A 17399-nucleotide genomic window follows, 5' to 3' on the forward strand; every position below is an offset into this window, starting at 1 on the left:
ATGCAACTCTATACAAAAACAGGTGACAAGGGCTTGACCAAGCTAGTTGGCGGCCAAAGTGTCGCCAAGGATGCAGAACGAGTGAATGCTTACGGAACCATTGATGAGCTGAACTCTTGGATTGGTTATACCATTACCAAGTTGGACAAGGGTGATAAGCTGAGAGATGAGCTACTCCAGCTGCAGCATTATCTCTTTGACTGTGGTTCAGACCTCTCTACTCCTCAGGGAGTTTACCCTTATAAGGTCGATCAGCAGCTGATTGACTGGATTGAGGAGAGGATTGATACCTACGCAGAAATTCCACCAGCTTTGGAAAGGTTTATCCTGCCGGGTGGTGACGAGATTGCTTCCATGATTCATGTAGCTCGGACCATTGCAAGACGGGCAGAGCGTCACATCGTAGGAACGATGTGGACTACAGAAATTAACAATAATGTCCTGATTTTTGTCAACCGTCTGTCAGATTACTTCTTTGCCTTGGCTCGAGTAATCAACTTTACCAAACATCAAGAAGACGTGGCCTATGAAAGAGGTGCCAAGGTCTTCCACAATATCACCAAGGCGGATGTTGAGCGTTGGGCAAGCAAGCGCCAGTGATAAAAAGAAACAGAAAAAGTTCTGTCTTTCCAAATTGACTTTTACCAAGTCTTGGAAGGACAGAACTTATTTTGATATTCTAAAAAAGAAAGCCGCCTATACATCATTGTATCTTCATGCTAAGCTTCGTTGATTAGCACTAGCTTTCCAATTATTGACTCTGCTCCTTTGCAGAAAGACAAGTGAAACCTCATCTTTAGAAAATTAACGTACTTAAACGTAGAGTCAATAATGGAAACTAAGCTAAAATGTTTGTTCCAAACTGACATCACTACCTTACATCGAGGCATGAAATCTACTAAAATTTAAGAATAAAGACCTGACTTAAAGCTGAAAAGCTTATCACAGTGGCGGGACCGCGCTGGATTTGCACCAGACTTCCATACCCTTAAAAGTACTAAAATCAATTTCCTAGTAACTAGATTGTAACACCTTTCACAGGGAATTACAAGGAAAATGAACTAAATTTTAATAAAAATTTAATCCTTCAAATAAGCTTGGCTTTGCAAGGAGAAGCGGCACTAAAAATTTCTTATATTAACGACTTTTTCATTGCCATGAAAGCGCTTTTGTGTTATAATTCAATATAGTACAAAGGGGTACTGAAGATAAATAAGCAATGAAGCTATATGAAAATGCTGTGACGTGTGTAGGGGAGCAGTCTTATTTTCATATAGTTTCTTTTTGTTTAAAAACAGATACAACAGAAAGGAGAAAAGATGTATAAGATTTCCTATAAGACTGAATTGCATGTGGGCAAGGGCGCTCTGCAGCAATTAAGCCATTATAAAAACGAGCATATTTTAGTCGTTGCCGATCCTTTTTTGAAGACATCTGGCACGCTGGATGCTATTTTAGCCAACTTTGATGACAGCAATGATATTGTTGTTTTCACAGATATTGTGCCTGATCCGCCAATCGAAACTGTTGTGGCTGGTATCAAGAGTGCAGGAGACAAGCCAATCAGCATTGTGCTTTCTATTGGCGGAGGCTCTGCCATTGATGCTTCCAAGGCTATGTATTATTTTGCCAAGAAGCAGGGTGCCTTCTCAGAAGCCATTCTCATTGCCATTCCGACGACCAGCGGAACTGGATCTGAAGTGACCGACTTTTCTGTTATCACAGATGCAGACAAAGGCACCAAGTATCCTTTGGTGACCAGTGAAATTCTGCCAGATGTTGCTATCTTGGATGCGGATTTAGTTCTATCTCTTCCTAGCAACATCACAGCAGATACAGGAATGGATGTGCTGACACATGCTATTGAAGCCTATGTATCCACTGAGGCGACCGACTTCTCCGATGCCTTGGCTGAAAAGGCAATTAAGCTAGTCTTTGAATATCTGCCTAAAGCCTACAAAAATGGTCAGGATGTAGAAGCGCGTGAAAAAATGCACGCAGCATCCACTCTGGCAGGGATGGCCTTCAATACGGCTTACTTGGGTATCAACCACAGTCTGGCTCATGCGGCAGGTGCCAAGTTCCATGTTCCTCATGGTCGTTTAAACAGTATTTTAATGCCCCATGTCATTCAGTATAATGCTGGTATCGATCTCAATAATAGGGGCCGGCAGGCAGCGGACAAGACTGTAGCCAGCCGCTATCAGGATATTGCTAAACTACTGGGATGCAGTGCTTCAAGCCCTGTGTCAGGAGTAAGACAGCTGGTTGAAGCTATCAAGAGGCTGCAGAGAAAGCTGGAGATGCCAACTTCTCTGAGAGAATATGGTGTGAAGGCAGATGTCTTTGCCCAGTACAAGGTAGAAATTTCAGAAGCTGCCCTGCATGATGGCTGTACTCCGACTAACCCTCGTGTCCCTACGGCAGAAGAACTGCTTAAAGTATTAGAGAAAGCGTTTTAATCCTCTGAATTGCTGTTATGCCAAAATTATTGTATAATGATTAAGAGCATGCAGTACACTTCTGAACGTTTAAAATCATGAAGAAGGTTTACTAAATTGGAAGAAAAACAAAGAATGATACAGGAATACGTTCCTGGGAAACAAGTGACCTTGGCGCACCTTATCGCCAATCCTGATGAAGTCATTTTTGAAAAATTAGGGTTGCAGGCAGAAATCAAGGATGCGATTGGAATCTTGACGATCACTCCGAGTGAAGCGGCTATCATTGCAGTTGATATTGCGACCAAGGCTGCGGATGTTCAAGTTGGTTTTGTGGATCGTTTCAGCGGCTCTGTCGTGATGACAGGTGATGTTTCTTCTGTTGAGGCAGCTCTCATTGCCGTTTTACAAGGTCTGGAAGAGATTTTGGGCTTCTCCAGCACTGTCGTAACACGGACATAAAAAATCAAACTGTCGAGGGGAAGTATGAAGGGCAGAATACTAATTGTTGATGATGATCCAATTGTAAGATTAGATATCCGAAATATATTAGAAGCAGCTGATTATGAAGTGGTGGCTGAGGCATCCGATGGCTTTGAGGCTATTGATTTGTGTCAGAAATATCGTTGTGACTTGGTCATAATGGACATCAAGCTTCCGCTTTTGGATGGCCTGACAGCGGGTAAGAAAATACTCGAAGATGCTTTAGCTTACAGTGTGATTCTACTGTCAGCCTACAGTGATGAACACTATGTTCAAAAAGCTAAAACCAATGGGATTAGTGCTTACTTGGTTAAACCTTTGGATGCCAAGTCCTTGATTCCAATGGTAGAGGTCTGCATTGAGAAAGGCCGCCAGCTTCAGCAGATGTCCAATGAAATGGTCAAGCTGTCGAAAAAGATAGACGATCGGATTGTGATTGAAAAGGCCAAAGGCTTACTGATGGCTCGTGATCATTTGTCAGAGCCAGAGGCTTTCAAGCGCATTCGGACAATTAGTATGCAAAAGAGAGTGCCGATGATTGAGATTGCTAAATTGCTGGTGCTCCAAGATGATGTGTAATGATGTATAAAGATAAGATAAAGCAGCTTTGTCAGGAACAGACAAATTTGGATGCGGCTGATATCGAGCATCTTGTCCAACAGGCTGACGAATTATTGAAAAACTCAGCTTATGCCAATGAAGATGTCTTCATTGACGTAAAGAATATCTTTTCGGAACATGCCATTGTCATCTTTCACAAAAAACCGGAAAGCAAGCTCAGCTTGTACGAAAACTCGGTTGTAGGTGCTATGGCCTACCTGGAAAATGAGCCAGGTGTTATCCGCACCTTGGAGACGGGCGCTCCCTCGATTGGGCTTTCGGCCAGATCGCAGGAGGGCTTAGCCATCCATCAGACAGTCTTTCCGATAGTGAGAGAAGAGCGCGTCATTGGAACGCTGATTATCGAAAGAAATGCTCCCCAGACTTTACCGGACCACTTTTCTTTAGATAAAGAGAACGACGGTTTTGAATTACGGAGCAGTCCTGAGATTTCAGCCCAAGAGCAGTTTGTTTTATTTGATTATATAGATGAAGCTTGTCTGGTCTTTGACCGGCAGGGCTATCTCAAGTACTTCAATCAGGCAGCCGCTGACTCTTATCGTCATAAGCTAGGCTATATGGACTCGATTGAGGGAATGCACTATAGCAATCTGGTCTTAGACAGTCTGCCTTTTGAAGAAATACAGCAACTGGGACCGCAAGCCCCTCAAGAAAAACCTCACCAAGTTGAGGTACATTATGGCACTTATTGCTTTTTGGTCAAGCGCTACCTGCTGGCTGAGAGTGAAAATGTGGTCATGATTTGTAAGGATATTACAGACATCAAGGAAAAGGAAGCGCAGCTCTTAACCCATACAACTACCATTCGTGAAATGAATCATCGGGTAAAGAATCACTTGCAAACCGTTGTTTCCTTGCTGCGACTACAAGCTCAGCAAAGTCCAGGAGCAGACACCAAAAAAGCTCTTAATGACAGTATGAATCGTGTGCTCTCCATAGCAGCGACTCACGAACTCTTGTCTTCTCAGCAGGATGACAGCATTCAGATTGAGCATCTGCTGAAGGAAGTTATCGAAAATGTCCAGCACTGTTTTTCTGGGCATAGGGAAATAGCCCTGACCTACAGCTTGGAACCGGAACTCTGTCTTGACAGCAGCCGGGCTACTTCACTGGCGCTAATCGTCAATGAATTACTGCAGAACAGCTATGAACATGCTTTTAAGGACAAAAAATATCCAGAAAAGCCGCAAATCCATTTGCAGGTTGGACTTAAAAATGATATAATAACTTTAAAAGCACTGGATAATGGTAGCGGTTACAATCAAGAGCATTCCTTTGAGAATCATCTGGGTCTACTCTTGGTGGAGCGCTTTGTCCAAGGAAAATTGTTTGGAACCTTGTCTATCCACTCAGACCATGAGGGAACGACAACGACCATTCGTTTTAAAAAATAAATACTACCAAGACTAACAATGATGTCAGTCGAAAAAAGCAATGACGCTTGAAGAATGTAAATGAACTCTGTTTGTTTGCATTGCTTTGAGCGTCTTTTTTTGGAGGTTTTTAGTATGTCAGATAAAATTTTGAGTGTGGGGCTTGATATCGGGACAGCCACTACACAGCTGATCCTTTCAGAGCTTACCATCGAGAATATTGCTTCTGTGTTTACTATTCCTCGTGTCTATATTACAGATAAAAAAGTTCTTTATAAAAGTGAAATTATCTTCACACCAATTTCGGATCAACTTTTGATCGAGGTGGATAAGATTAAAAACTTTGTTCTGAATGAGTATGCGAAAGCAGGCATTCAGAAAAAAGATATTCAGATGGGGGCAGTCATCATTACTGGTGAGACGGCTCGCAAGGAAAATGCCAGTCAGGTGCTCCAAGCACTGAGTGGCTACGCTGGTGACTTTGTCGTTGCGACGGCCGGTCCAGACCTTGAGAGTATCATCGCTGGTAAAGGGGCCTGCAGCCATCAGTATTCTCAAGAGCATCATACATCAGTCGTCAATATTGATATTGGTGGGGGGACTTCCAATCTGGCAGTCTTCCGAGAAGGAGATGTTATTGATACAGGGTGTTTTGATATCGGAGGTCGGCTGATAAAGATGGATCCGCAGACCCAGCGGATTAGCTATATTGCTCCAAAACTGCAGACTATCATTGCAGAGCAGGGGCTTCAGCTGGCAGTTGGTGAAACGGTCCATCGGGCTGATTTGGATCGGCTGATTCAAGAAATGGTCTCCGTATTAGAACAGTCTGTAGGAATTGACAATCACAGTCCTTACTATGAGCTCTTACAGACCAACCACGGTCTCAAGTTGAACTATGATCTCCACTGTGTATCTTTCTCTGGTGGTGTAGCTGATGGAATATACTTGGAAACGACCTCGGCGGATGATTTCCGCTATGGGGATATCGGTATCCTGCTTGGCAGGGCGTTGAGCAAATCCAAGATTTTTGATCAAAAGAAAGTCATCCAGTCAGCTGAGACCATTCGGGCAACCGTTGTTGGAGCGGGCAGCCATACGACCGATGTCAGTGGCAGTACCATTACCTACATCTCTGATATCCTCCCTATTAAGAACATTCCAGTTCTCAAACTGGCAGCTTCTGATGAGCATGAGGATAAGGAGGGACTGCAGCAGATTATCAGGGACAAGGTAGCCTGGTTCACACTGGAAAATGAAGTCCAGCAGGTGGCTTTGGCAATCAATGGAGAAAAAAGCCCAAGCTTCGCCCGAGTTTTGGAATACGCAGAGGCTATTGTCAGCGGAATGAGCGAAAGTATTGAAAAGAAAATTCCGCTGCTAGTGGTAGTCAGAGAAGATATGGCCAAGGTTTTAGGTCAATGTCTCTTTGCTCAGTTGCCAAAGGATTATCCATTTGTCTGTATTGACTCAGTGGATGTTCAAAATGGCGACTATATCGATATTGGTAATCCAGTTATTGAAGGCTCGGTCTTACCGATTGTTGTGAAAACATTGGTGTTTAATTAAACTTTTATTTACACAAAGGAGGAAGTAATCCATGATTTTGAAAACAAAATTGTTTGGTCGGCTTTACGAATTTAAATCCGTAAAAGAAGTGCTGGCCAAAGCCAATGAGTACAAATCCGGAGATCAGCTAGCCGGAGTAGCAGCAGAATCTGCTGAAGAGCGTGTCGCTGCTAAGGTTGTACTAGCCCAGCTGAAACTGTCTGATTTGTTCAATAATCCAGTAGTGCCTTATGAAGAAGATGAGGTAACACGGATTATCATTGACGACGTCAATCTTCGTACTTACGAAAAGATTAAGAACTGGACAGTAGAAGAGCTGCGTGAATGGATCTTGGATAACAAGACTAAGAACGTGGACATTCAATGGCTGTCTCGTGGGTTGACTTCTGAAATGGTAGCAGCGGTTGCTAAGTTGATGACCAACTTGGACTTGATTGTAGCTGCCAATAAGATTGTCATTACCAAACATGCGAATACAACGATTGGTATGCCGGGAACATTCTCTTCTCGTCTTCAACCAAACCATACCACAGACGATCCAGACGGTATCATGGCTTCTACTATGGAAGGTTTTGCTTATGGATGTGGGGATGCTCTTTTGGGATTGAACCCAGTAGACGATTCTGTGGAAAGTACCAAACGCATCTTGCATAAATTTAACGACTTCATCGAGGAGTACAAGATTCCGACTCAGCACTGTGTACTGGCTCACGTTACTACTCAGATTGAAGCCATGAATCAAGGTGCTCCGACAGGATTAGTCTTCCAGTCTATCGCTGGATCTGAAAAAGGAAATGAAGCCTTTGGTTTTGATGCTAAAATCATTCAAGAAGCTTGGGATACAGCTCTGAAAGTGGGAACAGCTGCTGGACCGAATGTCATGTACTTTGAAACAGGTCAAGGTTCTGAACTTTCATCTGATGCTCACCATGGAGCAGACCAAGTGACTATGGAAGCACGTTGTTATGGTTTCGCTAAACGCTTCGATCCATTCTTGGTAAATACCGTTGTTGGATTTATCGGGCCTGAGTATCTTTACGATTCTAAGCAGGTTATCCGTGCTGGTTTGGAAGACCACTTCATGGGCAAACTGACTGGTATCTCAATGGGTTGTGATATCTGCTACACTAACCACATGAAAGCTGACCAAAACGATGCTGAAAATCTCTTGGTTCTTCTCGGAGCAGCTAATGTTAACTACATTATGGCGATTCCTCATGGTGACGATATCATGCTTAACTATCAAACAACTGGTTACCATGAAACAGCAACCATGCGTTCACTTCTCAATAAACGTCCGATTAAGGAATTTGAAGAGTGGATGGAAAAAATGGGCTTGATGGAAGATGGCCACCTGACAGAAATCGGCGGAGACGGCTCCATCTTTATGAAATCAAATTAGCAAGGAGGAAATCATTGTGGATGAATTGCAATTAAAAGAAATGATTCGCTCATTGTTAAATGAGATGGGCGGCGACTCAGCTGTTAAAGAAACAGCAGCGACTGACCAGAACAAAGCTGACAAACCTGCGGTTTCTCTGCAGGAAGAAGTCAAACAAGACACTTCGGTGATTGAAGATGGCATTATTCCGGATATAACAGAAGTAGATATCCAGGAACAGTTCTTGGTGCCTAATGCCATCAATGAAGAAGCCTACCGGAAGATTAAGAAATTTACTCCGGCACGTCTGGGCTTGTGGCGGGCAGGTGATCGCTACAAGACACAAACTGTTCTGCGTTTCCGAGCAGACCATGCGGCAGCTCAGGATGCGGTCTTCTCCTATGTTTCAGATGACTTTATCAAGGAAATGGGCTTCATTCCTGTACAGACAAAGGCAGTTACTAAGGATGAGTACCTGACACGTCCAGATTTTGGCCGCATCTTCCCAGAAGATCAGCAGGCGATTATCAAGGAAAAATGCAAACCTAATGCCAAAGTTCAGATTGTCGTTGGTGATGGTCTTAGCTCATCAGCTATCGAGGCTAACGTCAAAGACTTCCTGCCAGCTCTGAAGCAAGGTCTGAAAATGTTCGGACTGGACTTTGGCGAAGTACTCTTTATCAAGCATGCTCGGGTTGCAGCTATGGACCAAATCGCAGAACTGACTGGTGCAGAAGTTATCTGTATGCTGGTTGGTGAGCGTCCAGGTCTGGTAACAGCTGAGTCCATGAGTGCTTATCTGGCTTACAAGCCAACAGTTGGTATGCCAGAAGCGAAACGGACCGTTGTTTCCAATATTCATAAAGGCGGAACACCAGCCGTTGAAGCTGGAGCCTATGTAGCAGAAATCATTAAGAAGATTCTTGATAATAAGAAATCAGGAATTGATTTGAAATAATAGGAGGTAGTGGCTTTGAAAAATGATCGATTAGGTGCAAATGTATTAAGTGCCCTTCTGATTTCAAACGTGGATGCAGGTTTGGCAGCTTCTTTGGAGCTTAAACCACATCACAGAAGCCTAGGCATTATCACTTCTGACTGTGATGATGTCACTTATGTGGCCTTGGATGAAGCAACCAAGGCAGCAGATGTAGAAGTAGTCTATGCTCGCAGTATGTACGCTGGTGCAGGCAACGCTTCAACTAAGCTGGCTGGTGAAGTCATCGGTATCTTGGCTGGTCCAAACCCAGAAGAAGTTCGCAGCGGTCTGGATGTAGCAGTCTATGAAATCGAAAATGGGGCTAGCTTCTACAGTGCCAATGATGATGACAGCATTCCTTATTTTGCACATTGTATCTCTCGTGCGGGTTCTTACTTGTCAGAGGGAGCTAATGCAGAAGAGGGAACAGCGATTGCTTACTTGATTGCTCCACCGGGTGAAGCTATGGTGGCACTGGATGCAGCTTTGAAAGCGGCAGATGTGCAAGTTGGGGCCTTCTATGGACCGCCGAGCGAAACCAACTTTGCCGGCGGACTTCTGGTCGGATCACAGTCAGCCTGCCGAGCTGCCTGCGACGCATTTGCGAATGCAGTCATCGCAGTAGCAAATGATCCTAAAAGTTATTGATTAGGAGTTGATTAAATGGCAGATAGAGCACTAGGTTTAATTGAAGTAAAAGGTTATCTAGGTGCTGTAGTTGCGGCAGATGCGGCTTTGAAGGCTGCCAATGTATCATTGCTTAATATTGAAACGGTCAAAGCTGGTTTGAACACAGTTCAATTAATAGGCGATGTCAGTGCAGTCCGCTCAGCGGTTGATGCGGCAGTTGAGTTGGTACAGGATAAACCTTACTATCTGGCCAGCCATGTAATTTCTAGGTTGGATAACCAGACAGATATTCTCTTTGTACCAAAGAGAAACAGTAAAACAGCTAAAAAAGAGATTGCTTCTACGGCGGAAACAATCCCTTCAGAAAAAATCGAAGAAAAGCCTCAGCCTGTAAAGGAAACTAAGGCTAAGCCAGCAGAGAAGCTTGAAGGAGAGACAAGGATCTACACCAGAGAAGAACTGGAAAAACTAAAAGTCGTCGAACTACGCAGCCTTGCCTATCATCAAGAAGGTATCCGTCTCAGCAAGAAAGAAATCAAATTTGCTAACAAAAAACTTCTCGTTGAGACTTTGATGGAAACAATAGGAGAGGAGTAATTGCGGATGTTTTTAGAAGATAAAGATTTGGTATCGATTCAGGAAGTAAGGAATTTGATTCGGGATGCAAAGAAAGCCCAACAAGAACTTGCTAAAATGAGCCAGGAGCAAATTGATACCATTGTAAAAGTAGTAGCGAAAGCTTGTTATGATGAGCGTGAACGCCTAGCAAAAATGGCGGCTCAGGAAACTGGCTTTGGCCGCTGGGAAGACAAGGTATTGAAAAATGCTCTTGCTTCCAAAGGTATTCTTGAAGAAATCAAGGATATGAAAACTGTTGGGGTTCTCCGCGAAGACAAGGAAAAGAAAGTCTTGGAAGTTGGAGTTCCAGTCGGTGTCATTGCTGGCTTGATTCCATCAACCAACCCGACATCAACAGTTATGTATAAGGCTTTGATCGCTTTGAAGGCAGGAAACAGTATCGTCTTCTCTCCTCACCCAAATGCTCTTAAGAGTATTGAGGAAACGGTGGAAATCATCAAGAAAGCTGCTAAATCAGCTGGCTGTCCAGATGGAGCCATCAGTGCGATTCATCGGGTATCCATCGCAGCTACCAATGAGTTGATGCGACACAAGGATACAAATCTCATTTTGGCGACTGGCGGAAATGCCATGGTCAAAGCAGCATACTCATCTGGTACACCAGCAATCGGTGTAGGTCCTGGTAATGGTCCAGCCTTCATCGAAAGAACAGCAGATGTGCCAAAAGCAGTTCGTCAGATTTTGGATTCTAAAACCTTTGACAATGGTGTAATTTGTGCATCTGAACAGTCTATCATCGTCGAAGAAGATATGAAGGAAAAGGTTGTAGCAGAGTTCAAGAAACAAGGTGCTTACTTTGTTCCAGCAGATGATGCTAAGAAACTGGGTGCCTTCATTATCCAGCCGAGTGGTGCGATGAATCCGAAGATGGTTGGTAAAACACCTCAGGTGATTGCTGAGTTAGCTGGTATTTCAGTTCCAGCAGATGCTCGGGTCTTGATTGCAGAAGAAACAGGTGTCGGCAAGCAGTATCCATATTCTATGGAAAAACTGGCTCCAGTCTTAGGCTTCTACACTGTCAAGGACTGGTTGGAAGCTTGTGAGCTGAGCATTAAGATCTTGCATCACGAAGGTGCTGGCCACACTCTTGCTATCCACAGTCAAAACGAAGAAATTATTCGTGAATTTGCACTGAAAAAACCAGTATCTCGCCTGCTGATCAATACGCCAGCAGCTCTGGGTGGTGTCGGTGCAACGACTGGTCTCTTCCCAGCCTTTACTTTGGGTTGTGGAGCAGTGGGTGGCAGCGCGACATCTGATAATGTCAGCCCGCTCAATCTCTTCAATATCCGTCGTGTAGCTTACGGAACAGCTGAACTGTCAGACCTGCGACAAGCAGAAAATATGGCAGTGGAAGAACCAAAAGCAGTAGCAGTTGACGGATCAAACGAAGAAGAACTGGTAACCTTGTTGGTTCAACGCGTATTGGAAAAACTAAAATAGTCAATATTAAACATTAAAATTGGAGGATACAATCATGGCAATCACAAATGCATTAGGAATGGTAGAAACAAAAGGACTCGTCGGCGCAATCGAAGCAGCTGATGCAATGGTCAAAGCCGCTAACGTAACTTTGATTGGTAAAGAACAAGTCGGTGCTGGATTGGTAACTGTAATGGTTCGTGGTGATGTCGGCGCAGTCAAAGCAGCGACAGATGCTGGAGCAGCTGCAGCTGAAAACGTTGGTGAATTGATTTCAGTTCATGTAATCCCACGTCCACACGCAGAAGTAGAAGTAATCTTGCCTCATCAAGAATAAGATTACAGACTTTCGGATAAAATTAAAAACAAGAAAATAATTGGAGGAAATAAACATGGCAAACGCAAATGCATTAGGAATGGTAGAAACAAAAGGACTCGTCGGCGCAATTGAAGCAGCTGATGCAATGGTCAAAGCCGCTAACGTAACTTTGATTGGTAAAGAACAAGTCGGCGCTGGATTGGTAACAGTTTTAGTTCGTGGTGATGTAGGCGCAGTCAAAGCAGCGACAGATGCTGGAGCAGCTGCAGCTGAAAACGTTGGTGAATTGATTTCAGTTCACGTAATTCCACGTCCACATGCTGAAGTGGAAGTTATTCTGCCCAAATAATCTGGGACAGATAAATATTTGCTGAAAGAGCCTGTATTGTAGCGTTTAGGCCAGATACAGGCCCCTGAGGCAAATAGAATACTCAGTGAAAATGAAGCTTATGGGCAGTAGCTCTATACTTAAAAGGAAATATTGGTTTTCGAAGAGTATCAGATTGATTTTCACAGAGTATCAACGGAGTAGAAGGATGTGAATACATGTCAGTTTTTACAGAAGCTAAGATCAGAAAGCTTTATAGAGAATCCGTTCTCGCTGATAACGGTGTCTTTGAATTAAACAAAGATGAAAAACTGACGCCAGCAGCCAGAGGTTTTCTCAATGATCACCATATTCGAATTATCTGTTCAGGTCAGACCAAAGGGAAAACAGACTCAGCTGCTGATGCTATCAGGGTGCCGATTGCAAACCTTGAGGACTCTGCTGTGTATCCACGACTATTTAGACTGACTAAACTTTATACTTGCTTTTTGAAGAACCAGAGAGAATTGCATCAGGCTTTTCAGGATGAAAAGTGTGAGCAAGTTGGCCAACTATTGAATATAGTAGAACAAATCGTTGGCCAGCATATTCTGGATGATATTTCTGATTACCAGACAGACCTGCCTAGCAATGCAGAATTGCAGGCTATTCGGGTCAGTCGACAGCTAGATCAAGAAACGGTTATGATGAGTTATCAAGAACCGGCTTGGCAGCTGAATTGCTATGAAACATATATCGAAACGACCCTCCTGCGCAAAGAATTGGAGCAGGCTGCTGATGGTGACAGAGATCAATTTGCTTGTAAGGTTTCTCAATTATTAAAATCAATTGAAGTCTTGCTCTGGTTGATAGCAAGCTAATAACAAGAGAAAGAAGAACAGCAATGACTTTAGAAAATTTGGTAAATAAAGTAATTGATAAAGTTCAGGAAGAATTGCAGGGGTCATTTGAGGTAGAAGCGAGCGGACGTCATGTCCATTTGAGTCAGAAAGATTTGGAAGCCTTGTTTGGTCCCAACTATCAATTAACAAAAGCAAAAGACCTATCACAGCCAGGCCAGTTCGCTAGTCAAGAAAGGCTGACGGTTGTCGGTCCAAAAGGCGCTTTTCACAATGTAGTTATTCTGGGACCTGTTCGCAAACATTCTCAGGTAGAAGTTTCCCTGACAGACTGTTTGCAGCTAGGCACCAAGGCTCCTATTCGCGAAAGTGGCGATATCGAAGGAACACCAGGTGTCATCTTGGCTCATGGAGACAAGGCAGTTTGTCTGGATAAGGGCCTGATTGTAGCTAAGCGTCATGTTCATATGACACCGGAAGATGCCGAACGTCTGAATGTAAAAAATCACGAGATTGTACAAGTCAGAGTAGAAGGAGCTCGTCCGCTGATATTTGATGATGTGGTTATCCGTGTTAGTCCTAAATTTGCAACCTATATGCATATTGACTACGATGAAGCCAATGCTTGTGGTTTCAAAAAAGGAACACGCGGACGGATTATTAAAAAATAAGTCCTATGAGCAAATAAAAGGTAGGTAAAGAATGGAAAATCTAGATCATTTGGTAGATTTGATTACAGACCGCCTGATGGAAAAGTTGAAGAAAAAGCCTCAGAAACCCTCAGTATACGTCATTGGAGGCGATAAGATTCCTGACTTATTAGAAGGGGAAGGCTTTCAAGTCGTAAAAGATTCTTGCACAGCAGAGATTGTTGTTGTTGAGTCGCTTGGTTTTGATGCTTTTCTAAGACTCTCATCCCTTTGCCCTTTAGCGGTGGAGGAAGCAGTCATTTTAAAGAGTCTTTTGAAAGGCAAAAAAGTCCTCGTATCAGACAGCGCCTTTGCTATTCAGCAGTACAAGCAATCTTCTAAAGTGTACTTGTATCAGGAACTGCAGGGACAGCGAGAAAAGCTGATTCGCTACGGTCTGCAATTTTATAAAGAAGGCCAACTCTTAGCACTCCTAGAAAGCGATCAGGCTGAAGAGCCTCGCCCGGAAGTGAAACGGGCGGTGGCAGAAGAAGTCAGCCAGAAGATTAAGGCTCCGAGCAAGCCGGTTTTGCTTACAGAGAAGAGGCTGAGAGAAATGGGCTTACCTGAAAATGGAAACTTTAAAATAGAAAAAGGAATGATTGTGACAGCCTTGGCGAGAGATTATCTAAAACGTCAAAAAATAGAAATCATAGAATAAAGGAGTGGGTAGAGATGTTTGTTGGTAAAGTAAAAGGAAGCCTTTGGGCGACTAGAAAAGACGAAAATTTAAATGGTTTGAAATTTTTAGTGGTCGAACGGCAGCTAAATGAACATCAAAGTGACCCAGCTCTGCTTATTGTGGCCGACTGCATCGGTGCAGGCGAAGGAGACCAAGTAATGGTAACCACTGGCAGTTCTGCCCGGATGAGCCTAAATAAGACGAATATCCCTGTGGATATGGTCGTTGTGGCTATCATTGACAAGGTTGACTATCACAGTGATGAAGAATATTAGAAACTAAGGTAATGTTATGAGTATCAATGAAATTATCATTTATATCATGGTTCTATTCATGCTGATCGGTGCAGTGGATAAATGTATCGGTGGCAAACTAGGACTAAGTGAAAAATTTGAAGAAGGTATCATGGCTATGGGAGCTTTGGCTCTGTCTATGGCTGGGATTATGGTAATCGCGCCCCTCTTGGCGGATGTCTTGAAACCGATTGTCGTGCCTTTGTATGGCTTGGTGGGCGCTGACCCGTCAATCTTTGCGACAACCTTCATTGCCAATGATATGGGAGGAGCTCCTCTGGCTCTCAGTCTGGCTCAGGATCCAGCAGTAGGAAATTTCGCTGCCTTTGTACTGGGCTCTATGATGGGGCCAACCATCGTCTTTACGATTCCAGTTGCCTTGGGTATTATCGAAAAAGATGATCGTCCGTTTTTGGCTCGCGGAATCTTATACGGTTTGGTAACTGTTCCGATTGGCTGTCTTCTCGGAGGATTTTTCGTACCAGGTCTGCCTTTTGGAACCTTGATTGTCAATCTTATTCCGATTATCATTGTATCTGCTCTGATTTTCGTAGGATTGCTTTTGGCACCTAATGCCATGATCAAAGGTTTTGAAGTGTTTGGTCAGATTATTGTTATCTTGGCAACGCTTGGCTTGGCCTTTGGTGCAGCTCAGCTTCTGACTGGCAATGAGTGGCTTATTAGCATCTATCCAAAAGGTGCTGAAACACTGAAGGAAGCCTTTGAAGTTGTCGGAACGATTGCTGTAACCTTGGCTGGAGCCTTTGGTCTGGTAGCTGTCTTTACCAAGGTAGCCAACAAACCGCTTTCTGCTATCGGAAAATCCCTAGGAATGAACGAAGTTGGTGCAGCTGGTTTGGTAGCTTCTCTGGCTAATAACATTGCCATGTTCCAAATGATGAAGGATATGGACAAACGCGGTAAGATTATCAACGTAGCCTTTGCCGTATCTGCTTCCTTTGTTATCGGAGATCACCTAGGCTTCACAGCTGGTCAAAAACCGGAAATGATTGTGCCGATGATGATTGGTAAATTTGTCGGCGGTATCACAGCGGTATTACTGGCTTTCTTCTTAACCAAGAAGGAAGCTTAGACTTGGAGGTATGAAGTATGGCAGATATTAATCGTTCTGACCTAGAAACATTGGTTCGTAAGATTTTATTGGAAGAATTAGCCACTAAAGATGGTGGCAAAAAAGTCAGCAAGGCAGGTGTAGCTTCTATTGCCCTGCCTGGTCTGGATGTTCGTCCAGAAGATCGCTTGGATACAGGTGATGCGAGCCATCAAGTTTATACACGAGACTTGCTGACTTTAGATGAAAGCCCAAGATTGGGCTTGGGTCTGATGACCATGGAAAAGACAACTTTCCCTTGGCATCTGGACTATGATGAAGTGGACTATGTTATTGAAGGGCGTCTTGATATTATCGTTGGTGACGAAGTCATGACAGCTGGCCCTGGCGAAGTACTCTTTATCCCTAAAGGCAGCGACATTCAGTTCTCTGTCAGAGATAAGGCCCGCTTTATCTATGTGACCTATCCGGCTGACTGGCAAGGCTAGTTTGTTGGAGATTTGAACTATCGGATTTACTAGAATGGCAGGACAGCGGCCTGCTGTCCTGCCATTCTGTAATGATGGAAAATAAAAAACAGATAAAAGATGAGCAACCCTGCGAAAAGTTTATCATCTGTTATCTGTCTCTGCGATTGTTATTTTTGAAGGGAAAGGCCTGTCAAGTATATTTCTTGTAGGCTTAGCTTGGCATTCTTAAAAAAGTTGGTTAGGCTCTTTTTGAGAATGCAGAATTTTTTCCTTTTTAAAAACAACCATACTCATTTTAACAGAAAACCTTAGAATAATCTATTCTTTTGACCCCAAAAAAGTAAAAAAAAAGAAATCAGAAAGATGCGTATGCCTACAGTGCTCCTCTTATCTGATTTTCCTATCCCTTAAAATTGTAAGCGCTTCAAAATATATATCAGCGAAAGGAGCTGTCTTATGGAAAACAAATGCAATATTACAGAATTTGTCGGTGTTAATCCGATAGGCGATACAATTGGACTTGTCATTGCCAATGTGGATCAGCAGGTGCTGGATGCTATGAAGCTAGAAAAGAGCTATCGCTCAATTGGTGTAGTCGGTGCTCGTACCGGTGCGGGTCCTCATATCATGGCTGCTGATGAAGCGGTTAAAGCAACCAATACAGAAATTGTTAAAATCGAACTGCCTCGTGATACTAAGGGTGGTGCTGGGCACGGAAGTTTGATTATCTTCGGTGGTGAAGATGTATCAGATGTCAGACGAGCTGTGGAAGTAACCTTGAAGGAAGTGGATCGAACCTTCGGTGATGTTTATGCTAATGATGCAGGCCATATTGAACTCCAGTATACTGCGCGTGCTAGCTATGCTTGTCAGACTGCCTTTGGTGCTGAATACGGTCGTGCATTTGGCTTGATTGTCGGAGCACCTGCAGCTATTGGTGTTGTTATGGCGGATACAGCTGTTAAGGCTGCTAATGTTACTGTTGTCGGCTATGCTTCTCCAGGAAATGGTGGTACCAGCCACTCAAACGAAGCCATTCTCTTTATCAGTGGAGATTCTGGAGCAGTTAGACAATCAGTTATCTCAGCGCGTGAAGTTGGACTGGCACTTTTAGGCAGTATGGGTGACGAGCCAACCAACTCACAGCCATCTTACATTTAAGAGTGAGA

General features: G+C 43.6%; 20 protein-coding genes and 1 riboswitch. All 20 genes read left to right on the top strand.

The genetic code is table 11. The annotated features are described in order from the left end of the window. The 20 genes from HMPREF9389_RS06055 to pduB all read left to right on the top strand — a co-directional run bounded on the left by HMPREF9389_RS06055 (nt 1) and on the right by pduB (nt 17391). Nucleotides 1–600, top strand: coding sequence for a cob(I)yrinic acid a,c-diamide adenosyltransferase (locus tag HMPREF9389_RS06055; RefSeq protein WP_002929442.1), 600 nt, complete (start codon nt 1–3; stop codon nt 598–600). Between the two features lie 260 nt (nt 601–860). After that, nucleotides 861–1009, bottom strand: a riboswitch (adenosylcobalamin (AdoCbl) riboswitch). Between the two features lie 310 nt (nt 1010–1319). Next, on the top strand, nt 1320–2462 hold the full coding sequence (locus HMPREF9389_RS06050) for a 1-propanol dehydrogenase PduQ (RefSeq protein WP_002929448.1): 1143 nt from the start codon (nt 1320–1322) through the stop codon (nt 2460–2462). A gap of 96 nt (nt 2463–2558) precedes the next feature. Next, nucleotides 2559–2903, top strand: a complete 345-nt coding sequence (locus tag HMPREF9389_RS06045) for a BMC domain-containing protein (protein ID WP_002898216.1) — start codon at nt 2559–2561, stop codon at nt 2901–2903. A gap of 24 nt (nt 2904–2927) precedes the next feature. Further along, on the top strand, nt 2928–3503 hold the full coding sequence (locus HMPREF9389_RS06040; protein ID WP_002929449.1) for an ANTAR domain-containing response regulator: 576 nt from the start codon (nt 2928–2930) through the stop codon (nt 3501–3503). After that, complete coding sequence (locus HMPREF9389_RS06035) at nt 3503–4939, top strand: sensor histidine kinase (RefSeq protein ID WP_002929451.1); 1437 nt, start codon at nt 3503–3505, stop codon at nt 4937–4939. The genes HMPREF9389_RS06040 and HMPREF9389_RS06035 overlap by 1 nt, the downstream gene beginning before the upstream one ends. Nucleotides 4940–5053: 114 nt before the next feature. Further along, the gene (eutA, locus tag HMPREF9389_RS06030; RefSeq protein WP_002915830.1) at nt 5054–6487 is read left to right on the top strand and encodes an ethanolamine ammonia-lyase reactivating factor EutA; all 1434 of its coding nucleotides are present in this window, start codon (nt 5054–5056) and stop codon (nt 6485–6487) included. 31 nt (nt 6488–6518) lie between these two features. Continuing rightward, complete coding sequence (locus HMPREF9389_RS06025) at nt 6519–7889, top strand: ethanolamine ammonia-lyase subunit EutB (RefSeq protein ID WP_002929454.1); 1371 nt, start codon at nt 6519–6521, stop codon at nt 7887–7889. A gap of 16 nt (nt 7890–7905) precedes the next feature. Next, entirely contained in the window at nt 7906–8826 is a 921-nt protein-coding gene (gene eutC / locus HMPREF9389_RS06020; protein ID WP_002929457.1) for an ethanolamine ammonia-lyase subunit EutC, read from the top strand. Between the two features lie 15 nt (nt 8827–8841). Next, entirely contained in the window at nt 8842–9495 is a 654-nt protein-coding gene (gene eutL, locus HMPREF9389_RS06015) for an ethanolamine utilization microcompartment protein EutL (RefSeq protein ID WP_009659835.1), read from the top strand. Between the two features lie 15 nt (nt 9496–9510). Continuing rightward, the gene (locus HMPREF9389_RS06010; RefSeq protein ID WP_002929459.1) at nt 9511–10074 is read left to right on the top strand and encodes a BMC domain-containing protein; all 564 of its coding nucleotides are present in this window, start codon (nt 9511–9513) and stop codon (nt 10072–10074) included. A 6-nt stretch (nt 10075–10080) separates the two neighbouring features. Next, on the top strand, nt 10081–11559 hold the full coding sequence (locus HMPREF9389_RS06005) for an acetaldehyde dehydrogenase (acetylating) (protein ID WP_002929460.1): 1479 nt from the start codon (nt 10081–10083) through the stop codon (nt 11557–11559). Between the two features lie 34 nt (nt 11560–11593). Next, complete coding sequence (gene pduA / locus HMPREF9389_RS06000) at nt 11594–11875, top strand: propanediol utilization microcompartment protein PduA (RefSeq protein WP_002915825.1); 282 nt, start codon at nt 11594–11596, stop codon at nt 11873–11875. A 55-nt stretch (nt 11876–11930) separates the two neighbouring features. Beyond that, nucleotides 11931–12206: a propanediol utilization microcompartment protein PduA gene (gene pduA / locus HMPREF9389_RS05995; RefSeq protein ID WP_002929465.1), complete on the top strand. Its 276-nt coding sequence runs from the start codon at nt 11931–11933 to the stop codon at nt 12204–12206. Between the two features lie 197 nt (nt 12207–12403). Next, nucleotides 12404–13045 carry a hypothetical protein gene (locus HMPREF9389_RS05990; protein ID WP_002929467.1) on the top strand — a complete coding sequence of 214 codons (642 nt, stop codon included), beginning with the start codon at nt 12404–12406 and terminating at the stop codon, nt 13043–13045. 23 nt (nt 13046–13068) lie between these two features. Next, the gene (gene eutD / locus HMPREF9389_RS05985; protein WP_002929476.1) at nt 13069–13695 is read left to right on the top strand and encodes an ethanolamine utilization phosphate acetyltransferase EutD; all 627 of its coding nucleotides are present in this window, start codon (nt 13069–13071) and stop codon (nt 13693–13695) included. A 31-nt stretch (nt 13696–13726) separates the two neighbouring features. Next, on the top strand, nt 13727–14374 hold the full coding sequence (locus HMPREF9389_RS05980) for a hypothetical protein (RefSeq protein ID WP_002929477.1): 648 nt from the start codon (nt 13727–13729) through the stop codon (nt 14372–14374). 14 nt (nt 14375–14388) lie between these two features. Further along, the gene (locus HMPREF9389_RS05975; RefSeq protein ID WP_002896356.1) at nt 14389–14670 is read left to right on the top strand and encodes a EutN/CcmL family microcompartment protein; all 282 of its coding nucleotides are present in this window, start codon (nt 14389–14391) and stop codon (nt 14668–14670) included. 16 nt (nt 14671–14686) lie between these two features. Beyond that, nucleotides 14687–15781, top strand: coding sequence for an ethanolamine utilization protein EutH (locus HMPREF9389_RS05970; protein WP_002929479.1), 1095 nt, complete (start codon nt 14687–14689; stop codon nt 15779–15781). A gap of 17 nt (nt 15782–15798) precedes the next feature. Then, the gene (locus tag HMPREF9389_RS05965; RefSeq protein WP_002896350.1) at nt 15799–16248 is read left to right on the top strand and encodes a cupin domain-containing protein; all 450 of its coding nucleotides are present in this window, start codon (nt 15799–15801) and stop codon (nt 16246–16248) included. 438 nt (nt 16249–16686) lie between these two features. Beyond that, the gene (pduB, locus tag HMPREF9389_RS05960; RefSeq protein WP_002898194.1) at nt 16687–17391 is read left to right on the top strand and encodes a propanediol utilization microcompartment protein PduB; all 705 of its coding nucleotides are present in this window, start codon (nt 16687–16689) and stop codon (nt 17389–17391) included. Nucleotides 17392–17399 lie beyond the last annotated feature (8 nt).

Origin of the sequence: Streptococcus sanguinis SK355 (genome assembly GCF_000212855.1) — a bacterium.
GTDB classification, from domain to species: Bacteria; Bacillota; Bacilli; order Lactobacillales; family Streptococcaceae; genus Streptococcus; species Streptococcus sanguinis_A.

Excerpts from the sequence above, each read along its gene's own strand:
- HMPREF9389_RS06035 (WP_002929451.1), top strand. The coding sequence starts at position 3,503 with ATGATGTATAAAGATAAGATAAAGCAGCTTTGTCAGGAACAGACAAAT.
- HMPREF9389_RS05965 (WP_002896350.1), top strand. The coding sequence starts at position 15,799 with ATGGCAGATATTAATCGTTCTGACCTAGAAACATTGGTTCGTAAGATT.
- HMPREF9389_RS06055 (WP_002929442.1), top strand. The coding sequence starts at position 1 with ATGCAACTCTATACAAAAACAGGTGACAAGGGCTTGACCAAGCTAGTT.
- pduA (WP_002929465.1), top strand. The coding sequence starts at position 11,931 with ATGGCAAACGCAAATGCATTAGGAATGGTAGAAACAAAAGGACTCGTC.
- HMPREF9389_RS06010 (WP_002929459.1), top strand. The coding sequence starts at position 9,511 with ATGGCAGATAGAGCACTAGGTTTAATTGAAGTAAAAGGTTATCTAGGT.
- HMPREF9389_RS05970 (WP_002929479.1), top strand. The coding sequence starts at position 14,687 with ATGAGTATCAATGAAATTATCATTTATATCATGGTTCTATTCATGCTG.
- HMPREF9389_RS06040 (WP_002929449.1), top strand. The coding sequence starts at position 2,928 with ATGAAGGGCAGAATACTAATTGTTGATGATGATCCAATTGTAAGATTA.
- HMPREF9389_RS05990 (WP_002929467.1), top strand. The coding sequence starts at position 12,404 with ATGTCAGTTTTTACAGAAGCTAAGATCAGAAAGCTTTATAGAGAATCC.
- HMPREF9389_RS06025 (WP_002929454.1), top strand. The coding sequence starts at position 6,519 with ATGATTTTGAAAACAAAATTGTTTGGTCGGCTTTACGAATTTAAATCC.
- pduB (WP_002898194.1), top strand. The coding sequence starts at position 16,687 with ATGGAAAACAAATGCAATATTACAGAATTTGTCGGTGTTAATCCGATA.
- HMPREF9389_RS06050 (WP_002929448.1), top strand. The coding sequence starts at position 1,320 with ATGTATAAGATTTCCTATAAGACTGAATTGCATGTGGGCAAGGGCGCT.
- pduA (WP_002915825.1), top strand. The coding sequence starts at position 11,594 with ATGGCAATCACAAATGCATTAGGAATGGTAGAAACAAAAGGACTCGTC.
- eutA (WP_002915830.1), top strand. The coding sequence starts at position 5,054 with ATGTCAGATAAAATTTTGAGTGTGGGGCTTGATATCGGGACAGCCACT.
- HMPREF9389_RS05975 (WP_002896356.1), top strand. The coding sequence starts at position 14,389 with ATGTTTGTTGGTAAAGTAAAAGGAAGCCTTTGGGCGACTAGAAAAGAC.
- HMPREF9389_RS05980 (WP_002929477.1), top strand. The coding sequence starts at position 13,727 with ATGGAAAATCTAGATCATTTGGTAGATTTGATTACAGACCGCCTGATG.
- eutD (WP_002929476.1), top strand. The coding sequence starts at position 13,069 with ATGACTTTAGAAAATTTGGTAAATAAAGTAATTGATAAAGTTCAGGAA.
- HMPREF9389_RS06005 (WP_002929460.1), top strand. The coding sequence starts at position 10,081 with ATGTTTTTAGAAGATAAAGATTTGGTATCGATTCAGGAAGTAAGGAAT.